The organism is Clostridium sp. MSTE9, from assembly GCF_000277625.1.
Classification (GTDB): Bacteria; Bacillota; Clostridia; order Oscillospirales; family Acutalibacteraceae; genus Faecalispora; species Faecalispora jeddahensis.
Map to the genome: position 1 here is coordinate 1 of NZ_AKFU01000048.1, position 17,822 is coordinate 17,822.

Genomic DNA, 17,822 nt, shown 5'->3' on the forward strand with positions numbered 1-17,822 from the left:
TTCCAACGGCCAAAAGGGCTTCCGCGCTCATTGCGCGGAAGCCCTACTTAATTTATATTTGAGAAAAGGCAGAGATCAAAATCATCCCTGCTGTGCGTGCCGGAGGGCCGTTTCGTATGCGGCTTTTGTTCTCTCGTCAAAGCAGACCATTGTAACCGACTGCACGGTTTTGGCCGTTTGGGAAAACGCGAGGATCTCCCGCACGGCAATGTAAGCGGCGCATTCCAGCGGAAAACGGTATACACCCGTACTGATGGAGGGAAACGCCACGGTATGACAGCCGTTTTCTTCCGCCAGCCGGAGACAGTTTTGATAGCAGGAAGCGAGGAGGCCCTCCTCCCCGGCTCCGCCGCCGTGCCAGACGGGGCCGGGCGTGTGGATCACATAGTTTGCGGGCAATCGGTAGCCCGACGTGATTTTGGCATGACCGGTTTCACACCCGTGCAGACGCCTGCATTCCTCCAGCAGCTCGGGGCCCGCCGCCCGATGAATGGCTCCGTCCACTCCGCCTCCGCCAAGCAGAGAGGTGTTGGCAGCATTGACAATCGCATCCACCGCAAAAGTCGTAATATCTCCCTGAAGAATGAAAAACTCCATAACGTTCCTCCTTTGAGCTGTTCCCCTTGAACAAGCCGATTCAGTTCCGCCTATTATCACTTTCTAAAGTAATGATTTTTCCCCCGCCTATAGTGGAGGGCAAAATCCCTCTATTGGGCACAAGACGATTTAAAATAAATTGACTATAAAAACAGGATACTCCGTACCGGGTCAAAACACAATTAAATCAAGATAAAAAAACAGCTCCTCATCCGGCGGTTTTCAGAACACCGGGCGAGAAGCTGTCATTTCACTTCTGCTTGATCAAAATTATTCAGAAATCTGGTCGGCGATGCTGCGCGCGTAGCTCTTCATCTTGGCCAGATCATCTGCCGTGGGGGTGAAATTCGAACGGATTCCCTCTCCCTCAAAGCGGTACTTCAAATGCTCCAAACGGGAGCGTATCATACCGACAGCCTCGCCGCTCCAGCCAAACGCGCCGAAAGCACCGGCCGGCTTGGAACGAACGTTGATCGCGTCAATACTCGACAGCACATCCCAAACAATTTTGGGCGCATCGCGGTTAATGGTGCAGGAACCCATGAGCAGAGCATCCGCTTCGTTCGCGGCGGTCACAGACTCTTCAAACGGAGTAAATACCACGTCGATCAGGCGCACATCCAGCTCGGAATCGGCAGAAAGCTCTTCATAGGCCGCTTCCGCCAGCTGCTTGGTGCAGCCGTATGCAGATGCGTACAAAATTGCGATCTTTCTGCGGTCGCGCTCCCCGGGCAGACTCCATTTGCGGTAAAGCCCCGTGATCTCTTTGATCCCCTGAACCAGGCAGGGGCCATGACTCGTGCAGACCATACGAACCGGCAGGTCCTTGATTTTATCTAGACCGCTGATGACATAAGGCTTGAACGGGCCGAAAATACATTCATAATAGTGGCGCGCCTGCTCCAGGTATTTTTCGCGGTAGTGCATGTTGGTATCCACCAGAGTGGGCTCGCAGAAATGCGTTCCCAGAAAATCGCAGGTAAACAGCAAACCGCTCGTCTCATCCCATGTAAACATGGAATCAGGCCAGTGCAGAAGAGGCGCCACGATGAACTGCAGCGACCGGTCACCCAAATCCAGAATCTCTCCCGATTTTACCACATGAAACCGGAATTCCTGATTCGCAATGGCTGTGATGTATTTCTTCGCCGCCATTGTACAGTAAATCTCAATATTGGGATTCAGTGCCAGCAGCTTTGCCACACTGCCGGAATGATCCGGTTCCGTATGGTTCATAATCAGGTAATCAATTTCAGAAACATCGATTAGACTCTGAATGTTCTCGAGATATTCCTCAAAGAAATCTGCATGAACCGTATCGATCAGCACATTTTTCTGGCCGGTAATCAGGTACGCGTTGTAGCTGCTCCCATAAGGGGACTCCATAATAATGTCAAATACACGCAAACCGGGATTTAGTACTCCGACCGAATAAATGTGGTCTGCCAATTTCTTTGTTGCCATGACTGAAACATCCTTCCCGCTGACTGGGCGTAAATTTGCCCTTTACTGGGGGCTGAACATATCCTTAGAAGCCCCGCATTCCGGACAGGTCCAATCTTCGGGAAGAGCTGCAAAACTGGTTCCGGGAGCGATTCCGTTATCGGGATCCCCTACCGCCGGATCGTATACATAGCCGCAAGCATCACATACATATTTTGCCATAACTTTTAACACTCCTTTTTAATTGACAATCTTTTATCACTTAAGAATTGATGTCTTTAGTATACTCTATCCTTTTTGAGATTGTCAATCAAAAGAGGTGTCTTTCAGGTGTGTTTCCGCATTAAAAACCGCCATCGTCCAGGATGTTACACAAATGACCCGGACATACCGTACCCGTAGCCAGGGTACGGGCCAAAGCCATTGCGCGAGCTTCGCTGCTGCTGACGTTCTCATATTCGGCTTCGGCATTCACTGTACCTCGTTGTATAATACGAATCCCAAAGCCGGTCTTTTCATTGCCAAACACATAATACTCCAAGACTCTGTTTTGCCGCGAAATGATGATCTTTCCTACATTTTTGACCATGAACGGCCTCTCCCCCTTCTTGAATTTAAATCTCCGTAAACTATTTCCATAAACCATATTTCCGTGAATTTAATTCACATGCTTTTTCATTCATCATACGAGATTTCCCATTTGTTTTCAATATGGTATCCCATTGTCACATTTACTTTTTAGTTTTTCCTCAATATCTTTCGCTTTTCATTTTCTTTCTTACCAGATGTAGCCCCAAGCAGTGCTTTCTCCGCCTCCACTACGACAAATGGAACAAGCGAAATCAGTGCAACTGCCACCCACTGGGCGCCGCTGAGGACCGCTGTTTTGAAAATCTGTGCCACCGGAGCCACCGCGATCACCGAAACCTGCATGATTGTGCAGATGACGGAAGCCACTAAGAGCTGCGGATTGCTGAGAAATCCGATGCGGAACAGAGAATGGGACGAACGCATGTTATAACTATGTACGATCTGAGAAAGACTCAGTGTTGCGAACGCCATTGTTCGGCCGATGATCGGATAAGAGGGGTCCATGTCGAAAAACGCGCGACCCACACTATAGGCCAGCAGGGCCAGAGCGCCGATCAAACATCCCTCTACTAAAATATTGTATCCCATCCCACCCGCGAAAATGCTCTCATTTTGCCGATGTGGGGGTTGTTCCATCACATCATTTTCAATCGGCTCCACCCCCAGCGCTAGGGCAGGCAGAGAATCGGTCACCAGGTTGATCCACAGCAGCTGAATGGCCAGAAGCGGCAGGGGCAGCTGCAGCAGAAACGCCATAAACACGGTGAGGATCTCGCCGATATTGCAGGAAATCAGGAAATGGATCGTTTTGCGGATATTCGCATAGATGCCGCGGCCCTCGCGCACTGCCTCGACGATCGTTGCAAAGTTGTCGTCGGTCAGCACCATATCCGCCGCGCCCTTTGCCACATCGGTGCCGGAAATACCCATGGCGCAGCCGATGTCGGCCGCCTTGAGCGCCGGAGCGTCGTTGACGCCGTCGCCCGTCATCGCCACGATCTCGCCGCGCTTCTGAAAGGCCTTGACGATACGAACCTTATGCTCCGGCGACACCCGGGCAAACACCGAATACTGGTAGATATTTCGCTCCAGGTCGCGCTGTTCCATCTGATCCAGCTGCTGGCCGGTGAGCGCTTTGTCCTCGGGGCCCATCATACCCAGCTTCCCGGCAATCGCAACCGCCGTCGCCACATGGTCCCCGGTAATCATCACAGCGCGGATTCCCGCTTTCTTGCACAGGCGTACCGCCCGCTCCGCTTCCGGACGCGGTGGATCGATCATGCCGATAAAGCCGCAGAATACCAGATCCTTCTCCCACTCATTTTCCGGCGGAAGCTGCTTCACATCGCGGTAGGCCACGCCGAGCACGCGCAGCGCGCGCGACGCCATCTGCTCGTTTCTGCGCTGCAGCTCGCGCCGCACCTGCTGATCCATCGGGGCGGTAAAGCTGCCGCCCTGGCAGGTGGTGCAGCGCTCCATCAACAGATCCGGCGCACCCTTTGTGATGATGCGGTACTGCTGATTGTCGAGCCGGTGCACCGTCGTCATCATCTTGCGGGCAGACTGGAAGGGGATTTCGCGGACTCTGGGCATGCGGCGCTCCAGCTGATCCTTCGGCACGGGGGAAGCCGCCAGAAGTGCGGCCTCTGTTGGGTCGCCCTGTATTTTATCGCCCGAAACGGTGCAGTTGTTGCACAGCGCCGCCAGCTCCAAAATGCGTCTGGCCTGGGTGTCCTGCTTTGTCAGCACGCCGTCGTAGCCGGCTACCTCTACCACCGTCATCTTGTTCTGCGTGAGCGTTCCGGTTTTATCCGAGCAGATGACACTGGCGCTGCCGAGCGTTTCCACGGCCGGCATGCGGCGCACAATGGCCCGGCAGTTTGCCATGCGGCGCACGCCCATGGCCAAAACGATCGTAACAACCGCCGGCAGCCCTTCGGGAATCGCGGCTACCGCCAGGCTAATGGAAATCATGAACATATCCAGCGGCTCTACGCTCTGGATCAGCCCCATAATAAAGATCACCGCGCAGATTGCCAGCGCGCCGATGCCAAGCACCTTGCCCGTATGGGCCAGCCGCTTTTGCAGCGGGGTCTGGGGTGCTTCCTCCGAATGGATCATGTGCGCGATTTTGCCTACCTGTGTTTCCATTCCGGTGGCAACCGCCACGCCTACGCCGCGCCCGGCCGCAACGCTGCTGCTGGAATACAGCATATTCTTGCGGTCGCCGAGCGGCGTTTTATCCCCGCAGACAAGCTCCGCCGATTTTTCCACCGGCAGGGATTCGCCGGTCAGTGCGGATTCTTCCGCACGCAGGTTGTGCGCCTCCAGAATACGCAGATCGGCCGGTACAAAATCGCCCTCCGTCAGAAACACGATATCGCCGGGAACGATTTCTTTCGAGGCGATTTTGATTCGCTTGCCGTTGCGCATCACAACAGATTCGGGTGAAGTGAGCTTCTTCAGCGCATCGATTGCCTTTTCGGCGCGGCTCTCCTGTGCCACACCGATCACCGCGTTGACGATGACGATGAGCAGAATGATGATGGGGTCTATATAATCACTGTCATGCCGGAACAGGGAGGTAAAAAACGAAACTGCCGCGGCAATCAGCAGGATAATGACCATAAAGTCTTTGAACTGCTCCAAAAACTTTGCGATGAGGCCAGGCCGTTTGCCCTCCCGCAGTTCGTTCTGTCCGTATTCCCTACTCCGTTGTTCCACCTGCGGTACCGTAAGCCCCCGCTTGGGATCCGTTTTTAACTGCCGGATACATTCCTCTCTGGACAAACTTTGCCACTCCAAAACAAATCAACTCCCGCTCTGATTTTCAGGCTTTCGCCCGCACCTGCCTTTGCATTGGTTATATATATTAACCCGGGTGGACGAAATAGAACTCTGCGCGGAGATTTGTCGGAATTCACCGGAAAACAGGATAAAACCTTGCAGATCACCGCAAAAACGCTTTTGGACGTGTCCGGCAAAAGCGGGATTTCCCTTGACAAACAGCAGAAAAGCCCGATATGATTAACGTGAGTGAAAACAAATTGAACGAAGAGGGAATACCCCTTCAGAAAAGGTGGGTACAGCATGAACAAAAAACAGATTACGGGATTGATTGCAGCCGCGCTCGTATTTGTATTTGTCTGCGGCTCCAGCATGGTGATTCGCAGCTTTGCGGGGCAGCAGGAAAACAACTATTTCGACAAACTGCTGAAAGCGTCCGAGGACGTTTCCAAAGATTTTCCAACCAGCCCGTTCGTAGGCGTTGTTTCGGTGGAGGGCACCATTCAGGCATCTTCCTCCACATCCTCCCTGTTCCCGACGGAGGGCTACGACCATAACAGAGCCCTGAAGCTGATCGACAGCCTGGAGGCCGACCCGAACAACAAGGGAATCCTTCTGTACGTCAACTCGCCGGGCGGAAGCGTATACGAGAGCGACGAGCTGTACCAGCGTCTGCTCAAATACAAAGAAAACACCGAGCGCCCGGTTTGGACCTATATGGCGAACATGGCGGCCTCCGGCGGATATTACATCTCTATGGCATCTGACAAGATCATCGCCAACAGCCAGACCTGGACCGGCTCGATCGGCGTCATTATCTCTTTGACGAATTACAAAGAGCTCATGGATAAAATAGGCGTAAAGAGCGTTCTGTTCACCAGCGGAAGAAATAAGGCCATGGGCAGCTCCACAGACATCATGACCGAAGAGCAGGAACAGATCTTCCAGTCCCTTGTGGATGAGCCTTACAACACCTTTGTGAGCATTGTGGCAAAGGGCCGCCATATGGACGAGGCCAAGGTGCGTGAGCTGGCGGACGGCAGAATCTACACCGCCAGGCAGGCCCGGGAAAACAAGCTGATCGACCAGGTCGCCGGTTACGAGGACGCCCAGGCGGAATTTGAGGAAGCGCTGGGCGATTCCGTGGAGTTTTATACTCCCACTTATTCCGCTTCGCCGTTTGCCTCTCTTTTTGCCATGGCGAAGGACTACACCCGCAGCGATGCGGATAAGCTGGCCGACCTGATGGAAATCAAAGAGAGCGGGGTGCCGATGTACTATGCAGCCATTGGAGAATAACGCAGCCACCCCCGGCGGATTTTTCGTCCGCCTGACGGCCTACCTGATCGATCTTTTGCTGATCGGCACAATCCTTACGCTGACGGTCCGCCTGCCGCTGATGCTGGTGCAGATGCTGAACCCCGCCTCGTGGTTCTTAAGCCCCATCCTCTTCCGCTTCAGCCCGTACGATATTTTTCTGTATCTGGCTGGATCGGCCTATTTTATCGTGATGACCTACCTAACCGGCGCAACCGTGGGCAAACGCCTGATGAACCTGCGCGTCGTCGCCTGCGATGACAGCAAGCTGACATTTGTCAACGTCCTTTACCGTGAAACCATCGGGCGCTATCTTTCGTCTCTTCTGTTCATCGGGTACCTGATGATCGGAGCCAGCGAAACGAAGCAGGGGCTCCACGACCGCCTGTGCGACACCCAGGTGATTTACACCTGCAAGTGCCGGCCCGTTGTCTATGGGAAAGCATCCCCGGTCTATGGATACGGCGCAGCCCCGGCCTCTGCCGCCGCTGTTCCCTCCGCTCCGGTTTCGTACCGCCCCTACGGGCAGGCAGAGCCCGAGACCGCTCCCGAGCTGCCGGAACAGACGCCGCCCGATGAAACGGAAGCCCCGGCCGCCCCGCAGGAACGGGAGCCGAAATAACACGGAAAAACACGCCGCAATTGACAACGCACCCCATTCGTCGGACAGAGATTCCCTGTCTCTGATGAATGGGGTGCGTTTTTCTGTATGCCGGATCATTTTTTAAAGAGCTTTTTCTAATCGCTAAAGGCGATAAGCCAATGGATGCCGGCCTGTTCACCGGCAGCAAAATATATGTTCGGGCATGAAAGCAATAAATAGTGGACTTCATATCCATGTTTAAGACCTCCGGCAATATTATCTAAGTCTGCTGTACCGAACAAAAAGGGAAAATACACTCTGTGCGCTCAGAAAGCTGCAGACGAAAATTTCTCAGCAAAAAAAGAGAAGGTCCAAATGCCTTCTCCTTTAAAAATATAAAATTTTTATCCCCAGAATAAAGTGCAGCCCTTTTTAGGACTTTTAAATCGTAATAATATCATTTCCACCTCGTGCACCGAATCCTGGATGAAATCAATCAAAGACCCAAAGCATTCCTCCGCAACAGTTGCAGCAGCCTTTAGCACAATCTGTGCTGAAAATCTAATTCACATTATGAGAATCAAAGGCCAGATAGGCTGATTCTTGCGGTGAAAGTGTTTTAAAAGGTCAGTTTTCTGTTTCTGGCGGTTACTTCCCATTCTTCGGTAATATTGCCGTTCTGGGCCACCAAAACGGCAGGATACAGTGCAGAAGTGGGGCAGATATGGGTCGGAATCACGTAGAAAACGGTACCGATGGCAGGGACTTCATTTTCATGCTCGGGATTCATTTCGAAAACCCAATGCTCTTCACTCTGAAACAGCACATGCGCGCGATCGAACCCTGCGATGATGCCGCGTACCCCCGCCGGATCGGCGGCAATCCCTTTATACCCCAAATCCAACGTGAAAAGTCCGGGAGCCGGGTGACTGATGACCCGTGTCAGGATGGCCGCGGCAGGCTCAAAGGACAGATCGGGCAAATTCTTTTGGTAGCCCGCATCGTCGATGAAGGCGGTTCCGGGGGAAAGGAACCATTCGGTAACCAGCGCATGGCACGGGAACGACGGGGTTCCGCCCATAATCATGGTGCTGCATTCGATCTTCTTTTTCATTAATTCGACCTGAATCTCTTTTACCTGCAGATCAGCTTCCCGTACCTGGCCCAAACGGACCTGGAGATCGCTGTCATTGTGGTTTCCGTCATAACAGTGCATCCCTTTCAGAGAAAGACCCGGCAGCTGCGTGGCTTTTTCATAGAGCTGCTCTGCCTGCTGCAAAGGGACACCGGTTCGGTTCATTCCCATATTGACATCGAGCAATGTGTCAATTTTCATATGCCTTTGCACGGCATGCTCGCTGAGAACAGAAAGCTGCTCAAAATCATCGCCGATGGCCCAGAACCGTGTATTGGGAAAGGCCTTAATCAGCTCAAGAAACCGTTTCAGATTGGGGCCGATCAGAGGATACGCCAGAAGGACATGATCCGCGCCGGCCGCGGCTGTCATCTCGGCCTCTGCAATCGTTGCGCATTTAAACCGCCGGATTCCCATCTCCAGCTGCAGCTTTACCATCTTCTTCATTTTATGGGATTTGACATGGGGCCACAGCCTTTGGGCTCCGCCGGCCATTTCAATGGCCAGTCTGGTATTTTGAATAATGGTGTCCTTATAATAAATCAAAGCCGGACTGATCATTTTGGAAGGATCGTTTAACTCAAATACTGTACTCATAAAATCAATCCTTTAAATTTCAAATATGAATTCAATCTCTACCGGAATATTTCCGGGCAGTTCATTCACCCCAATCGCGGAACGGGCGCCTATGCCGTCTTCGCCGTAAAGATCCTTCAAAAGCTGAGAAGCGCCGTTGGCTACGATGGGCTGCTGATTAAAATCGTCGGCACTGGCTACAAAGGCCAGCATTTTGACAAGACTCTTGATCTGATTCAAATCGCCCAAATAATCGTGCAGAACGCTCAGCGCGTTCAAGGCGCAAATTCTAGCGGCCTCCTGCCCCTGCTCCACAGAGCATTCTTTCCCCAGCTTGCCCTCCAGCACAGGGATTCCCCCGCGAGTGGCCCCCTGGCCTGAAATATACAGCAGATTGCCCACCTGCTTTACCGGTTGATAGATTCCGCCTTTCGGGGGCGGCGGAGGGAGCTCCAGACCAAGCTGTTTCAAAGTATTGTATACATTCATGCAAATCACTTTCCTTTCGGTTTATCGAATGATCTTTCCCCGGCACATGACATGCCGGATATTGCGAAACACAGTGATATCCGTTAAGGGATCGCTTTCCATGGCGATCAGGTCGGCGCTTAGTCCCGGGCGGATCGATCCGGTTTCTTCCGAGAGCCCCAACGCCGCGGCCCCATTCACCGTGGCCGCCCCGATCAGCTCCGGTATGGTGATCCGGCAGCGATGATACAGAATTTCCAGCTCCAGCCACGTCTCATCAAAATATGTCAATCCGCATCCCGCATCCGTACCGATCACGGGGAGCATGCCGAGCTGAATCAGGCGCTCAAAAATGCGGCACTCGCGCTCCTCCTGCTCCAGCAGAAATACCTCGCGTTCGCTGCGCTCCACCACGTTTTCTCTGCAGTGATCAAACACATGGTAATTGTTTGAAATCCCGATCATAAAGTAGCGGCTGTCATTTTGGAACTGCTCCATTACCGCCGGCTCGTAAACTCTTTCGAGCAATCCGTTACCGTGGTTGCGGATAAAGCAGGCGCAATGCTCAATACACTGCACACCGCCGCGCATCGCGTTCACAAAGCCCTCCGTAGTAAGGCAATGGGCAAAGGTCGGCAGGCTCCAGTGATGCGCTTCGTCGGTCACCACCCGAATCTGCTCGGCGGTATAGCTGGTCTGCTCCGGCGTTGAGCCGGGGGTCATCTGGCCGCCGCTTACAATGATCTTGATTGCGGTACATCCGGCTTTCTTTCTGCTGCGCACCGCCAGAATGGTGTCATCGATCGAATCGGCTTCTGAACCCGGGATAAAATGCAGGTGCCCGCCCGTGATCGTAATGGGAGGACCGGCCAGCTGCAAACGGGGCAAATCCGCCAACTGGCGGGCCCTTTCCTGATACAGTTCCAGCGTGCGGTAGCTTCCGCCTGCATCGCGTGCTGTGGTTACGCCGGAATAAAGCAGCGTTTCGGCATTTTTGGCCGCACGCAGAAAGCTGATTTGTGGACTTTCGCTCAAATACCGCTCACGGGTATTTTCGATCGGCTCAAACTCCAGGTGTACGTGGGTATTGATCAGCCCGGGAAGCAGATAGCATTCGCCGTAATCCAGCATTTCCGCCTGCGGATATGTTTCCTGCAGATGAAGCCAGTCCCCCGTTTCCAGGATTCTTCCTTCCCGGATCAAAATACCGTTTCCCTCATAATCCTGTTTGTCCGTACTGTATACGGCCTTCGCCTTTACCAGCAGAAGGCCGCCTTTCGTTTTTTTCATCATTACACCGTCCTTTGTGGCGTTCATCCCTTGACTGCTCCTGCGGTCATTCCTTTGATGATATATTTCTGCAGCGCCATTGTCAGAATGATTGCGGGGACAATCACGACGATCGTCGCAGCCAGCATTCTGCCCCAGCGAATATCCGCCCCCGAAACAAAGTACTGCAATGAAACCGGCAGCGTTCTCGTCTTTTCCCCGCTCAATATCAAAGCGAACTGGAAATTGTTCCATGAGCCCAGAAAGGAAAGCGTTGCGCATGTGACAAGCCCCGGCAGGCTGACCGGTAAAATCACGTTCCAAAAGCATCTCTGCCGAGTGCAGCCGTCTACGATGGCGGCTTCGTCCAGCTCTTTGGGGATGTCGGCAATAAAGCTCGACATAATCCACACAATCAGGGGCAGTGAAAGCACAATATGGCTTAAAATCAGCACAGAGTAGGTATCGATCATTTTGAGCTTTGAAAAAAGAAAATAATAGGGCAGTAAAAACGAGATGCTGGGCAAAAGCCTGGCCACGAGAATAGAGGTAGAGGTTTTGCGCATGTGAAACCGCGCGATGGAATATGAGGCCGGTACCCCGAGAATCAGAGAAATGGCCGTGGAAGCAAATGCAACAATGGCGCTGTTTACCATGTAAGTATCATAATGCTGCGTTTCAAAAATGTATTTGTAATGATCCCAGATCGGAGTGAAGCCAAACAGCTGCGGCGGCATGATATATACCTGCGACATATTTTTCAGGGAAGAAATAAAAACGAAATACAGCGGAAATAAAATCGGCAGTACAACAATGAGCACCAGAGCATATAATCCAATTTTACCGGCTGCTTTTTTTGCCTTGTACACCGTCACACTTTCTCCTCCCATCTTTTTTTCATATTGATAATCACAATACTGATCACCAGTACGATCAGGAACACCAAAGTCAGTATTGCGGAGGATTCTCCAAATTTATAATAAGAGAACGCCGTTTCGTAAGCATAAAGATTTAATGTGCGCGAAGCATTGGCCGGCCCGCCCTTTGTCATGGCGTAAATCAAATCAAAGGATTTGAAAATATCGATAAAACGCAGAAGCCCGATGGAAAAAAGCGTCGGCATCATCATAGGCAGGATCACCCGGAAAAAGACCTGGATCGAATTGGCGCCGTCTACATGAGCGGCTTCGATCGGGTCGTTTGGCAAGGAGCTGAGCCCGGCCAGACACACAATCACCACCATAGGGGTCATCTGCCAGACTTCCACCGTTGCAATCGCCGGAATCACCGTATCCTGCGCAGAGGTAAAGGTTGAGGGAGGAAGCCCCACGGATTTGAATATAAAATTCATGATACCGCTGGAAGGCTCATAAAAAAGCATCCACATCAGGCCAACCGCCACGGGAGCCATCATATAGGGCAGCAAAATGGCTGTTTTGGCAAGCTGCTTTCCGCGGAATTCACAGTTTAAAATCAGCGCGATGGCAAGACCCAGAACGGTTTCCAGAATGGTCGCCAAAAAAGTGTACCAGAAGGTGATTCCGCACGATGCCCAAAACTCGGAGCTGGACAGGATCTTTGCGTAATTCTGCCCGAAGTTAAAACGAGGGGCTGCTCCGCTGAGCAGGTTCCATTCGGTCAGACTGAACGCAAAGGTTGCTCCGATCGGCAGTACGATCATCGCCATCATAAAGACGAGTGCGGGTGCGGCAAAAACCCATTTGATGTGCCTGTCGATAAATTTGCTCATGATTCCACCTCAAATAGTATTCGGGATGGGAAAGGCTCTCGCCTTTCCCTCCCGGGTTCAGCCGTCAATAAGAATATTTGTCGCCGTATTCATTCGAGTTTTTCAGCAGCTGATCCACTTTGTCGGCAGCCGTTTTGGCTTTCGCCTCGATTTCTTTTCCTTCTCCCTTGGTTTCAATGGAATACACCACGGCTTCGCCGATGGCATCCCTGGCCTCTGTTACAGAGGTCAAACGCGGAAGTCCGTAAGGATTGGTGGTATCGCTTTCGTTAATTACCGAATAGGCCTTCACCATATCGGCAGACATAGCGTCTTTTACTCTGGAATCATTCCAGATCGAGGAACGGAAGCTGGGCATGCCCTTGGGGGTGATATATGCCGCCACATCCGACCCGGCGACAAACTTCATGAACTCCCAGGCGGCATCCTTGTTTTTGGAACCGGAATAGATCGACGAGCCCCAGACAACCTGCTTATAAGACTGGCGCCCGGTGGGGCCCTCAGGGATCGGCGCAACGCCGACTTTATCATAATAGGCTGATTCCGCTTTGTCTGTCAGGGTTGCATACAGTGCGTTGGCGTCGATGGCCATAGCGACTGTGCCGGAATTAAACAGCTGAGTCATCTGAGAATAGCCGGTGGTCAAAATACCGGGAGGGCCGTATTTTCCCAGCAGCTTGCCATAGAATTTGATCGCATCGACAGATTCGGCGCTGGCGATATTGGATTTGCCGTCTTTGATATAGCTCCCGCCGTAGCCGAACAGGAAGGGGGAAAATTGAGAGGTCAGCGCAATTTTTTCACCGCGGCAGGCGATGGCATAGAGGTTGTTGGAGGGATCATTCAGCTTTTCGCAAACCTGCAGAAGCTCCTCGTAATTGGTAGGCGGGGTCAGCCCCTTTTGCTCAAACAGGTCGGTACGGTAATACATGAGCTGAACAGAGGAATACAGCGGCAGGCAGCCGATGGAATCTGTGCCGGACAGGGTGATTTGCTCTTTTGGTGCGGTAAAGTCGGACCAGTTTAATTCCGGGTCATCCAGATACGTGTCCAGTGGCTCGATCCATCCGTTTTTGCTGTAGGGAGCCATATCCTGCAGGGGGCTCAGCAGAAACACGTCGATGGTGGAAGAGCCGGACAAAAACTCCGTGGTCGTCTTTTGGCGGAGTTCCGATTCTCCGTAAAGCTCAAGGTTGACTTTGATTCCCGTTTTGTCTTCAAAATCGGAAAGGTACTCCTGAATACCGTCGGAAACCTGCGCGGTCATACTCACCACGCGGAGCGTTGTGCCTGCATACGGCTTTTCCGCCTGACTGCCGGCAGCGGATGACGCCCCGCCCGACGGGGTAGTCTGTCCACAGGCGGCCAGTCCCAGCATCATAGAGCCGGCACACAGCAGAGAAATCACTTTTTTCATAACAATCCTCCTTTAAATTCGGCGAATCCACTTTTTCGCTTCTATTTAGATTATACCTATAAAAAAATAGAATAAAATGAAATGTATTTCGTTGTTTTGTTCAAATATTCAGAACTCATCATAAAAAATCGCACAGATTATCCTTCAAAAAATAATCTGTGCGATAAAATGAGCAAACCCTTTTCATATCTTTGGAAAAGCAGCACAATATTCAGGTTCTCAGTTCCCTGTTCTGGCGCATCTGCCCCGGGCTGATCCCAAAATATTTTTTAAATCTGCGGCTGAAGTAGGACTCATTCGGAATCCCCACCTTCAGCCCGATTTCGTATACCTTTAAGTGATTGGATAAAAGCAAAACTCTGGCCCGCTCCATCTTGATCCGTTCACAGTATTCATTATAGGTTTCTCCCACCTCTTTTTTGAATAACGAACAGAAATACGTTTTGTTGAGGCAACAGCGGTTCGCCGCTTCTGCCAAAGAGATTTCTTCTTCCACATGTTCTGCAATATATTTTTTCAGCACCATGATTTCCGGGTGGACCGTTTGGCCGGACGCCGCTATTTCAATCAGCGAATCGACGGCCTGTAAAAGAATCTGAGCCAGCTGTTCCAGGCTTTCCGCATGAAAAAAGCTGAAGAAATAATCGTTTTCACCGAGCTGCTCGGGCTTCGATTCTTCCTCGCTGAGAGGGCCGTAGCCCGAAACAAACGCCCATACTCCCGACACGGCCGCTTTGATCGAATACTGCGAATACAGCTGCGATTCCTCTTTGGCTTTATCAAACCATTCACGGACCACAGCCTCCGCCCCTTCCCGATTGCGGTTGTCGATCATGGACTGTAAAGAAAGCGCCAGAGAAGAAACCATCACCTTTTTCTTCGGCGCAGATTCGGCAGGACAAAGCAAAATACTTTCCCTCCCTGTGAAAAAGCAGTCCGACAGCCGTTCCCTGGCCAACGAGTAGGCTTTGGGCAGTTGTTTGAAATGCTCGAAGGGCTGCGATACTGCGCAGGAGCATGTGATATTCAGGTGCGTTTTCAGCACGGAATTGATTTTATTCCAATAGTGCAGAATCGTTTCGATATTTGCAGAGCGGCGGTTCGGGAATCCCAGCAGGATCATCCGCTCGGGCGGAGCCGGCTGCTGGTTCTCGTAAAACGGCAGTTCCTGAAAAAACTCATCCAGAATATTATCAATGGCACAGGGTGTGACATCTTCGCCTTCCGTCTCCGGCGTTACGGCGGCATCCATCACACAGCAGCAGACGATAAACTGGCTGCAGCTTCGCGCCCCCGGGCTGTACTGCAGGAACAGCTCCTCTTCCTGCTGAGACCGGACTCCATTTTTCAGTATCTGAGAATAGAACTGCCGTTTTTTCTCAAGGGATTTCTCACTTGATTCTGCCCCGCCGCCGATTCGGCTTTTATCCTGAATAATTGTCTCCTTCCATTGGCCCAGCAGCTTCTTGAGGCCGTCGGCCGAAAGCGAAAGCTTCAGGATGTAATCGTCCGCTCCCATTTTGATGGCGTTTTTTACTGCTTCCACTTCATCCAGACAGCTTAACACAATGATTTTTGTGTTAAAATGATTCTCCCGGATATAACGGATCAGCTCAAAGCCATCCATGACCGGCATTTTCAGGTCGGTAAAGACCACATCCGGCAAGCATCGATTGATTTCAGAGATCGCCTGCCTGCCGTTTTCGCAGGCGCCGATGACCTGAAACCCGTATTGCTCCCATTGAATGGTTGCGCTCAATCCAACCCGCACCATCAGTTCATCGTCAACAATCAGAACCTTCAGAAGCTCCTTCATCCGTATCCTCCCCTTTCCTCATCACCGGATATGGCAGGCAAATGGACACTGTCGTTCCCTGCCCCGGGGCGGAAACCATCGAAATTCCATATTTTTTGCCATACCTTAACTTCACCATTCCATCGATACTGCTCAGCCCCACACCGGTTAATGTCTTCCGGGAATCGATCGAGCTCCGCACATGCTCCAAAACACTTTTGATCTGCTCCGGCGTCATTTCCGTACCGTTATTGTGGACATTTAAAAACAGGCAGTCCATCTCCTGTCTGGCCCGGATGGTGATTACCCCGTTCTGCATCCCCTCCATCCCGTGAATCACCGCATTTTCCACGATGGGCTGCAGGCAATACTTAAAAACAGGATATTGATAAAATTGCTCCGGCACCTCTATTTTCAGTTCGTATCGATGTTTTAAGGTCCAGTTTTTGATTTGAATATAAGACTTCACCAACTCCAGTTCTTTGGAAAGCGGAATCTCTTCTTCCCCGCGGTGGATCGCGTTTTCCAGCACGCCGCCCAGACAAGCGATCATATCGGCGATGTTGCCGGCATTCGAGGCCATTGCCGACCATTTGATGGTGTTCAATGTATTAAAGAGAAAATGCGGGTCAAGCTGAGCGCGCAACGTTTCATACCGCATTTTTTCCTCCAGAGCCTGTTTTTCCAGCGCGGCGGCAGTCATTTCTTCGATTCGCACCGTCATCTGGTCAAACTTTCGCTCGGCGTCCGGGATGCTGATCACTTTTTCAGCCTGCTGCCCTACCGGAACATTTCCTATTTGCATGAGCGTCATTTTTTTCAGAATTCTGTTATAGGGCCGCATAACATAAATCAGCATCAATGCACAAATGACCACGGCTGCCAGCAAAACCAGCACGCTGATGGTGTATGTATTGTTGCGCATCAGTTCGATTTCCTGCGTAACGCTGGATCGGGGAATCAGATTCAATAAAAGCCAGTTGTCAAATGGAAGAGGAGTGGAAGTCAACACATAGCTTTCTCCGCTTTCGGAATGCACTACCGTATATTCCGAGCGGTTTGCCGAAAGCGAGCCAATGTTCCAAGAGGAAGTCAGGTGATAATATGCCGTATCGAAATCGGACCTGCTGCTGTAAATAATATTGCCGTCCGAATTGACCAGACCGGTAGAGGTCGCCTCATTTCCAACCCAATTTTGTCTTAGATTGTCACTCAGCAGCGATACCACCGCGACTCCCAGCTCCTGCTGCGAGTAATAATCGTATATTTTACGGCAGAACAGGATGTGGCTGTTGCTGTTCCCGGATTTTGCTATCAGCGCGCCGGTGGAATCGTCGTAAAAATAGGGCGCTCTCCACAAAGCCTTCTGATCCGAGGATAAAAAATCGGTAAACCAGGGTTGGCGGCGCAGACTATCAATAAAAGCCGAAGAAAACTGATACCGGTTCCCCACACCGTCAAGCACACTGTACAAACTGCCGTCATTGCCCAAAATAACCATATGCATTTGGTAATCAAACAGTGTGTTGCGGTAATTGGTTATGATCGACTCCAATTGCGTAATTCGGTTCAAATCTTCAATCGAATAATCCAGAAAACTGCTTTTGGGTTTTCCCTTCGCACCGGCTGCAAGCATTTGAGTAATGCTTTTGTTCGTACTGGTGATGGCTGAAATCTTCTGCACATCATACAGCATGTTGGAGATGGAAGCCTTGTCTTTAGAGAGGTTGGCCGAAATCAAAGTCGTTGTCTTTTCGATCAAAAGTTTTTCACTGTTTTGGAAAGTGAGCTGTATCACAGAAAAAGCAACAATGCAGATCGCCAGAGAGGAAATCAAGATAATACTCCACCAGCTATGTAATATTTTATACAATGCATACCGCTCCCCTTCCTCACGCACGACTTACAGAATCCTTTTTAAACAATATTATAAAATAAATTTCATAAAAGTTCTACAATTTCCCCGCTTTCTGTGGTAGATCCATTGTTTTTTCCTATCATACGACAGCGGCGATAAACTCTGCCCGCAGTAGGGCGGGCAGCAAATCCGAAACCCAAAGGGATCGTCAGGTAAGATTCTTTTATTTTCAAACT

The 17,822-nt window shown here is 51.3% G+C and carries 15 protein-coding genes; 2 read left to right on the plus strand and 13 right to left on the minus strand.

Going from position 1 to position 17,822, the window contains the following annotated elements; all coding sequences use genetic code 11:
* Window positions 1-81 precede the first annotated feature (81 nt).
* From HMPREF1141_RS14415 to HMPREF1141_RS14435, 5 genes are all read right to left on the minus strand, one after another.
* Entirely contained in the window at window positions 82-597 is a 516-nt protein-coding gene (locus HMPREF1141_RS14415) for an O-acetyl-ADP-ribose deacetylase (protein WP_009065798.1), read from the minus strand.
* A 270-nt stretch (window positions 598-867) separates the two neighbouring features.
* On the minus strand, window positions 868-2,061 hold the full coding sequence (locus tag HMPREF1141_RS14420) for an FprA family A-type flavoprotein (RefSeq protein ID WP_009065775.1): 1,194 nt from the start codon (window positions 2,059-2,061) through the stop codon (window positions 868-870).
* A gap of 42 nt (window positions 2,062-2,103) precedes the next feature.
* Entirely contained in the window at window positions 2,104-2,262 is a 159-nt protein-coding gene (gene rd, locus HMPREF1141_RS14425; RefSeq protein ID WP_009065771.1) for a rubredoxin, read from the minus strand.
* Between the two features lie 121 nt (window positions 2,263-2,383).
* Entirely contained in the window at window positions 2,384-2,629 is a 246-nt protein-coding gene (locus HMPREF1141_RS14430; RefSeq protein WP_009065800.1) for a DUF6514 family protein, read from the minus strand.
* A gap of 149 nt (window positions 2,630-2,778) precedes the next feature.
* Window positions 2,779-5,421, minus strand: a complete 2,643-nt coding sequence (locus HMPREF1141_RS14435) for a calcium-translocating P-type ATPase, PMCA-type (protein WP_009065792.1) — start codon at window positions 5,419-5,421, stop codon at window positions 2,779-2,781.
* Between the two features lie 300 nt (window positions 5,422-5,721).
* On the opposite strand from HMPREF1141_RS14435, the gene sppA reads away from it, so the two are divergent.
* Together sppA and HMPREF1141_RS14445 are read left to right on the plus strand one after the other, a co-directional pair.
* Window positions 5,722-6,717: a signal peptide peptidase SppA gene (gene sppA, locus HMPREF1141_RS14440; RefSeq protein WP_009065786.1), complete on the plus strand. Its 996-nt coding sequence runs from the start codon at window positions 5,722-5,724 to the stop codon at window positions 6,715-6,717.
* A complete protein-coding gene (locus tag HMPREF1141_RS14445) occupies window positions 6,698-7,357 on the plus strand; it encodes an RDD family protein (protein WP_009065788.1) in 660 nt (219 codons plus the stop codon). The genes sppA and HMPREF1141_RS14445 overlap by 20 nt, the downstream gene beginning before the upstream one ends.
* Window positions 7,358-7,937: 580 nt before the next feature.
* Here the strand turns inward: HMPREF1141_RS14445 and HMPREF1141_RS14450 are convergent.
* The 8 genes from HMPREF1141_RS14450 to HMPREF1141_RS14485 all read right to left on the minus strand — a co-directional run bounded on the left by HMPREF1141_RS14450 (window position 7,938) and on the right by HMPREF1141_RS14485 (window position 17,601).
* Window positions 7,938-9,050, minus strand: coding sequence for a D-TA family PLP-dependent enzyme (locus HMPREF1141_RS14450; protein ID WP_009065777.1), 1,113 nt, complete (start codon window positions 9,048-9,050; stop codon window positions 7,938-7,940).
* A 12-nt stretch (window positions 9,051-9,062) separates the two neighbouring features.
* Window positions 9,063-9,518, minus strand: a complete 456-nt coding sequence (locus HMPREF1141_RS14455) for a RidA family protein (protein ID WP_009065794.1) — start codon at window positions 9,516-9,518, stop codon at window positions 9,063-9,065.
* A gap of 21 nt (window positions 9,519-9,539) precedes the next feature.
* Entirely contained in the window at window positions 9,540-10,814 is a 1,275-nt protein-coding gene (locus tag HMPREF1141_RS14460; RefSeq protein WP_009065783.1) for an amidohydrolase family protein, read from the minus strand.
* Entirely contained in the window at window positions 10,811-11,641 is an 831-nt protein-coding gene (locus tag HMPREF1141_RS14465; protein WP_009065774.1) for a carbohydrate ABC transporter permease, read from the minus strand. The genes HMPREF1141_RS14460 and HMPREF1141_RS14465 overlap by 4 nt, the downstream gene beginning before the upstream one ends.
* Entirely contained in the window at window positions 11,638-12,516 is an 879-nt protein-coding gene (locus HMPREF1141_RS14470; protein ID WP_009065781.1) for a sugar ABC transporter permease, read from the minus strand. The genes HMPREF1141_RS14465 and HMPREF1141_RS14470 overlap by 4 nt, the downstream gene beginning before the upstream one ends.
* A 64-nt stretch (window positions 12,517-12,580) precedes the next feature.
* Complete coding sequence (locus tag HMPREF1141_RS14475; RefSeq protein ID WP_009065779.1) at window positions 12,581-13,933, minus strand: sugar ABC transporter substrate-binding protein; 1,353 nt, start codon at window positions 13,931-13,933, stop codon at window positions 12,581-12,583.
* Window positions 13,934-14,144: 211 nt separating this feature from the next.
* Window positions 14,145-15,749, minus strand: coding sequence for a response regulator (locus HMPREF1141_RS14480; RefSeq protein WP_009065791.1), 1,605 nt, complete (start codon window positions 15,747-15,749; stop codon window positions 14,145-14,147).
* Window positions 15,718-17,601 carry a sensor histidine kinase gene (locus HMPREF1141_RS14485; protein WP_051044322.1) on the minus strand — a complete coding sequence of 628 codons (1,884 nt, stop codon included), beginning with the start codon at window positions 17,599-17,601 and terminating at the stop codon, window positions 15,718-15,720. Before HMPREF1141_RS14485 ends, HMPREF1141_RS14480 begins: the two co-directional genes overlap by 32 nt.
* Between the last annotated feature and the right edge of the window lie 221 nt (window positions 17,602-17,822).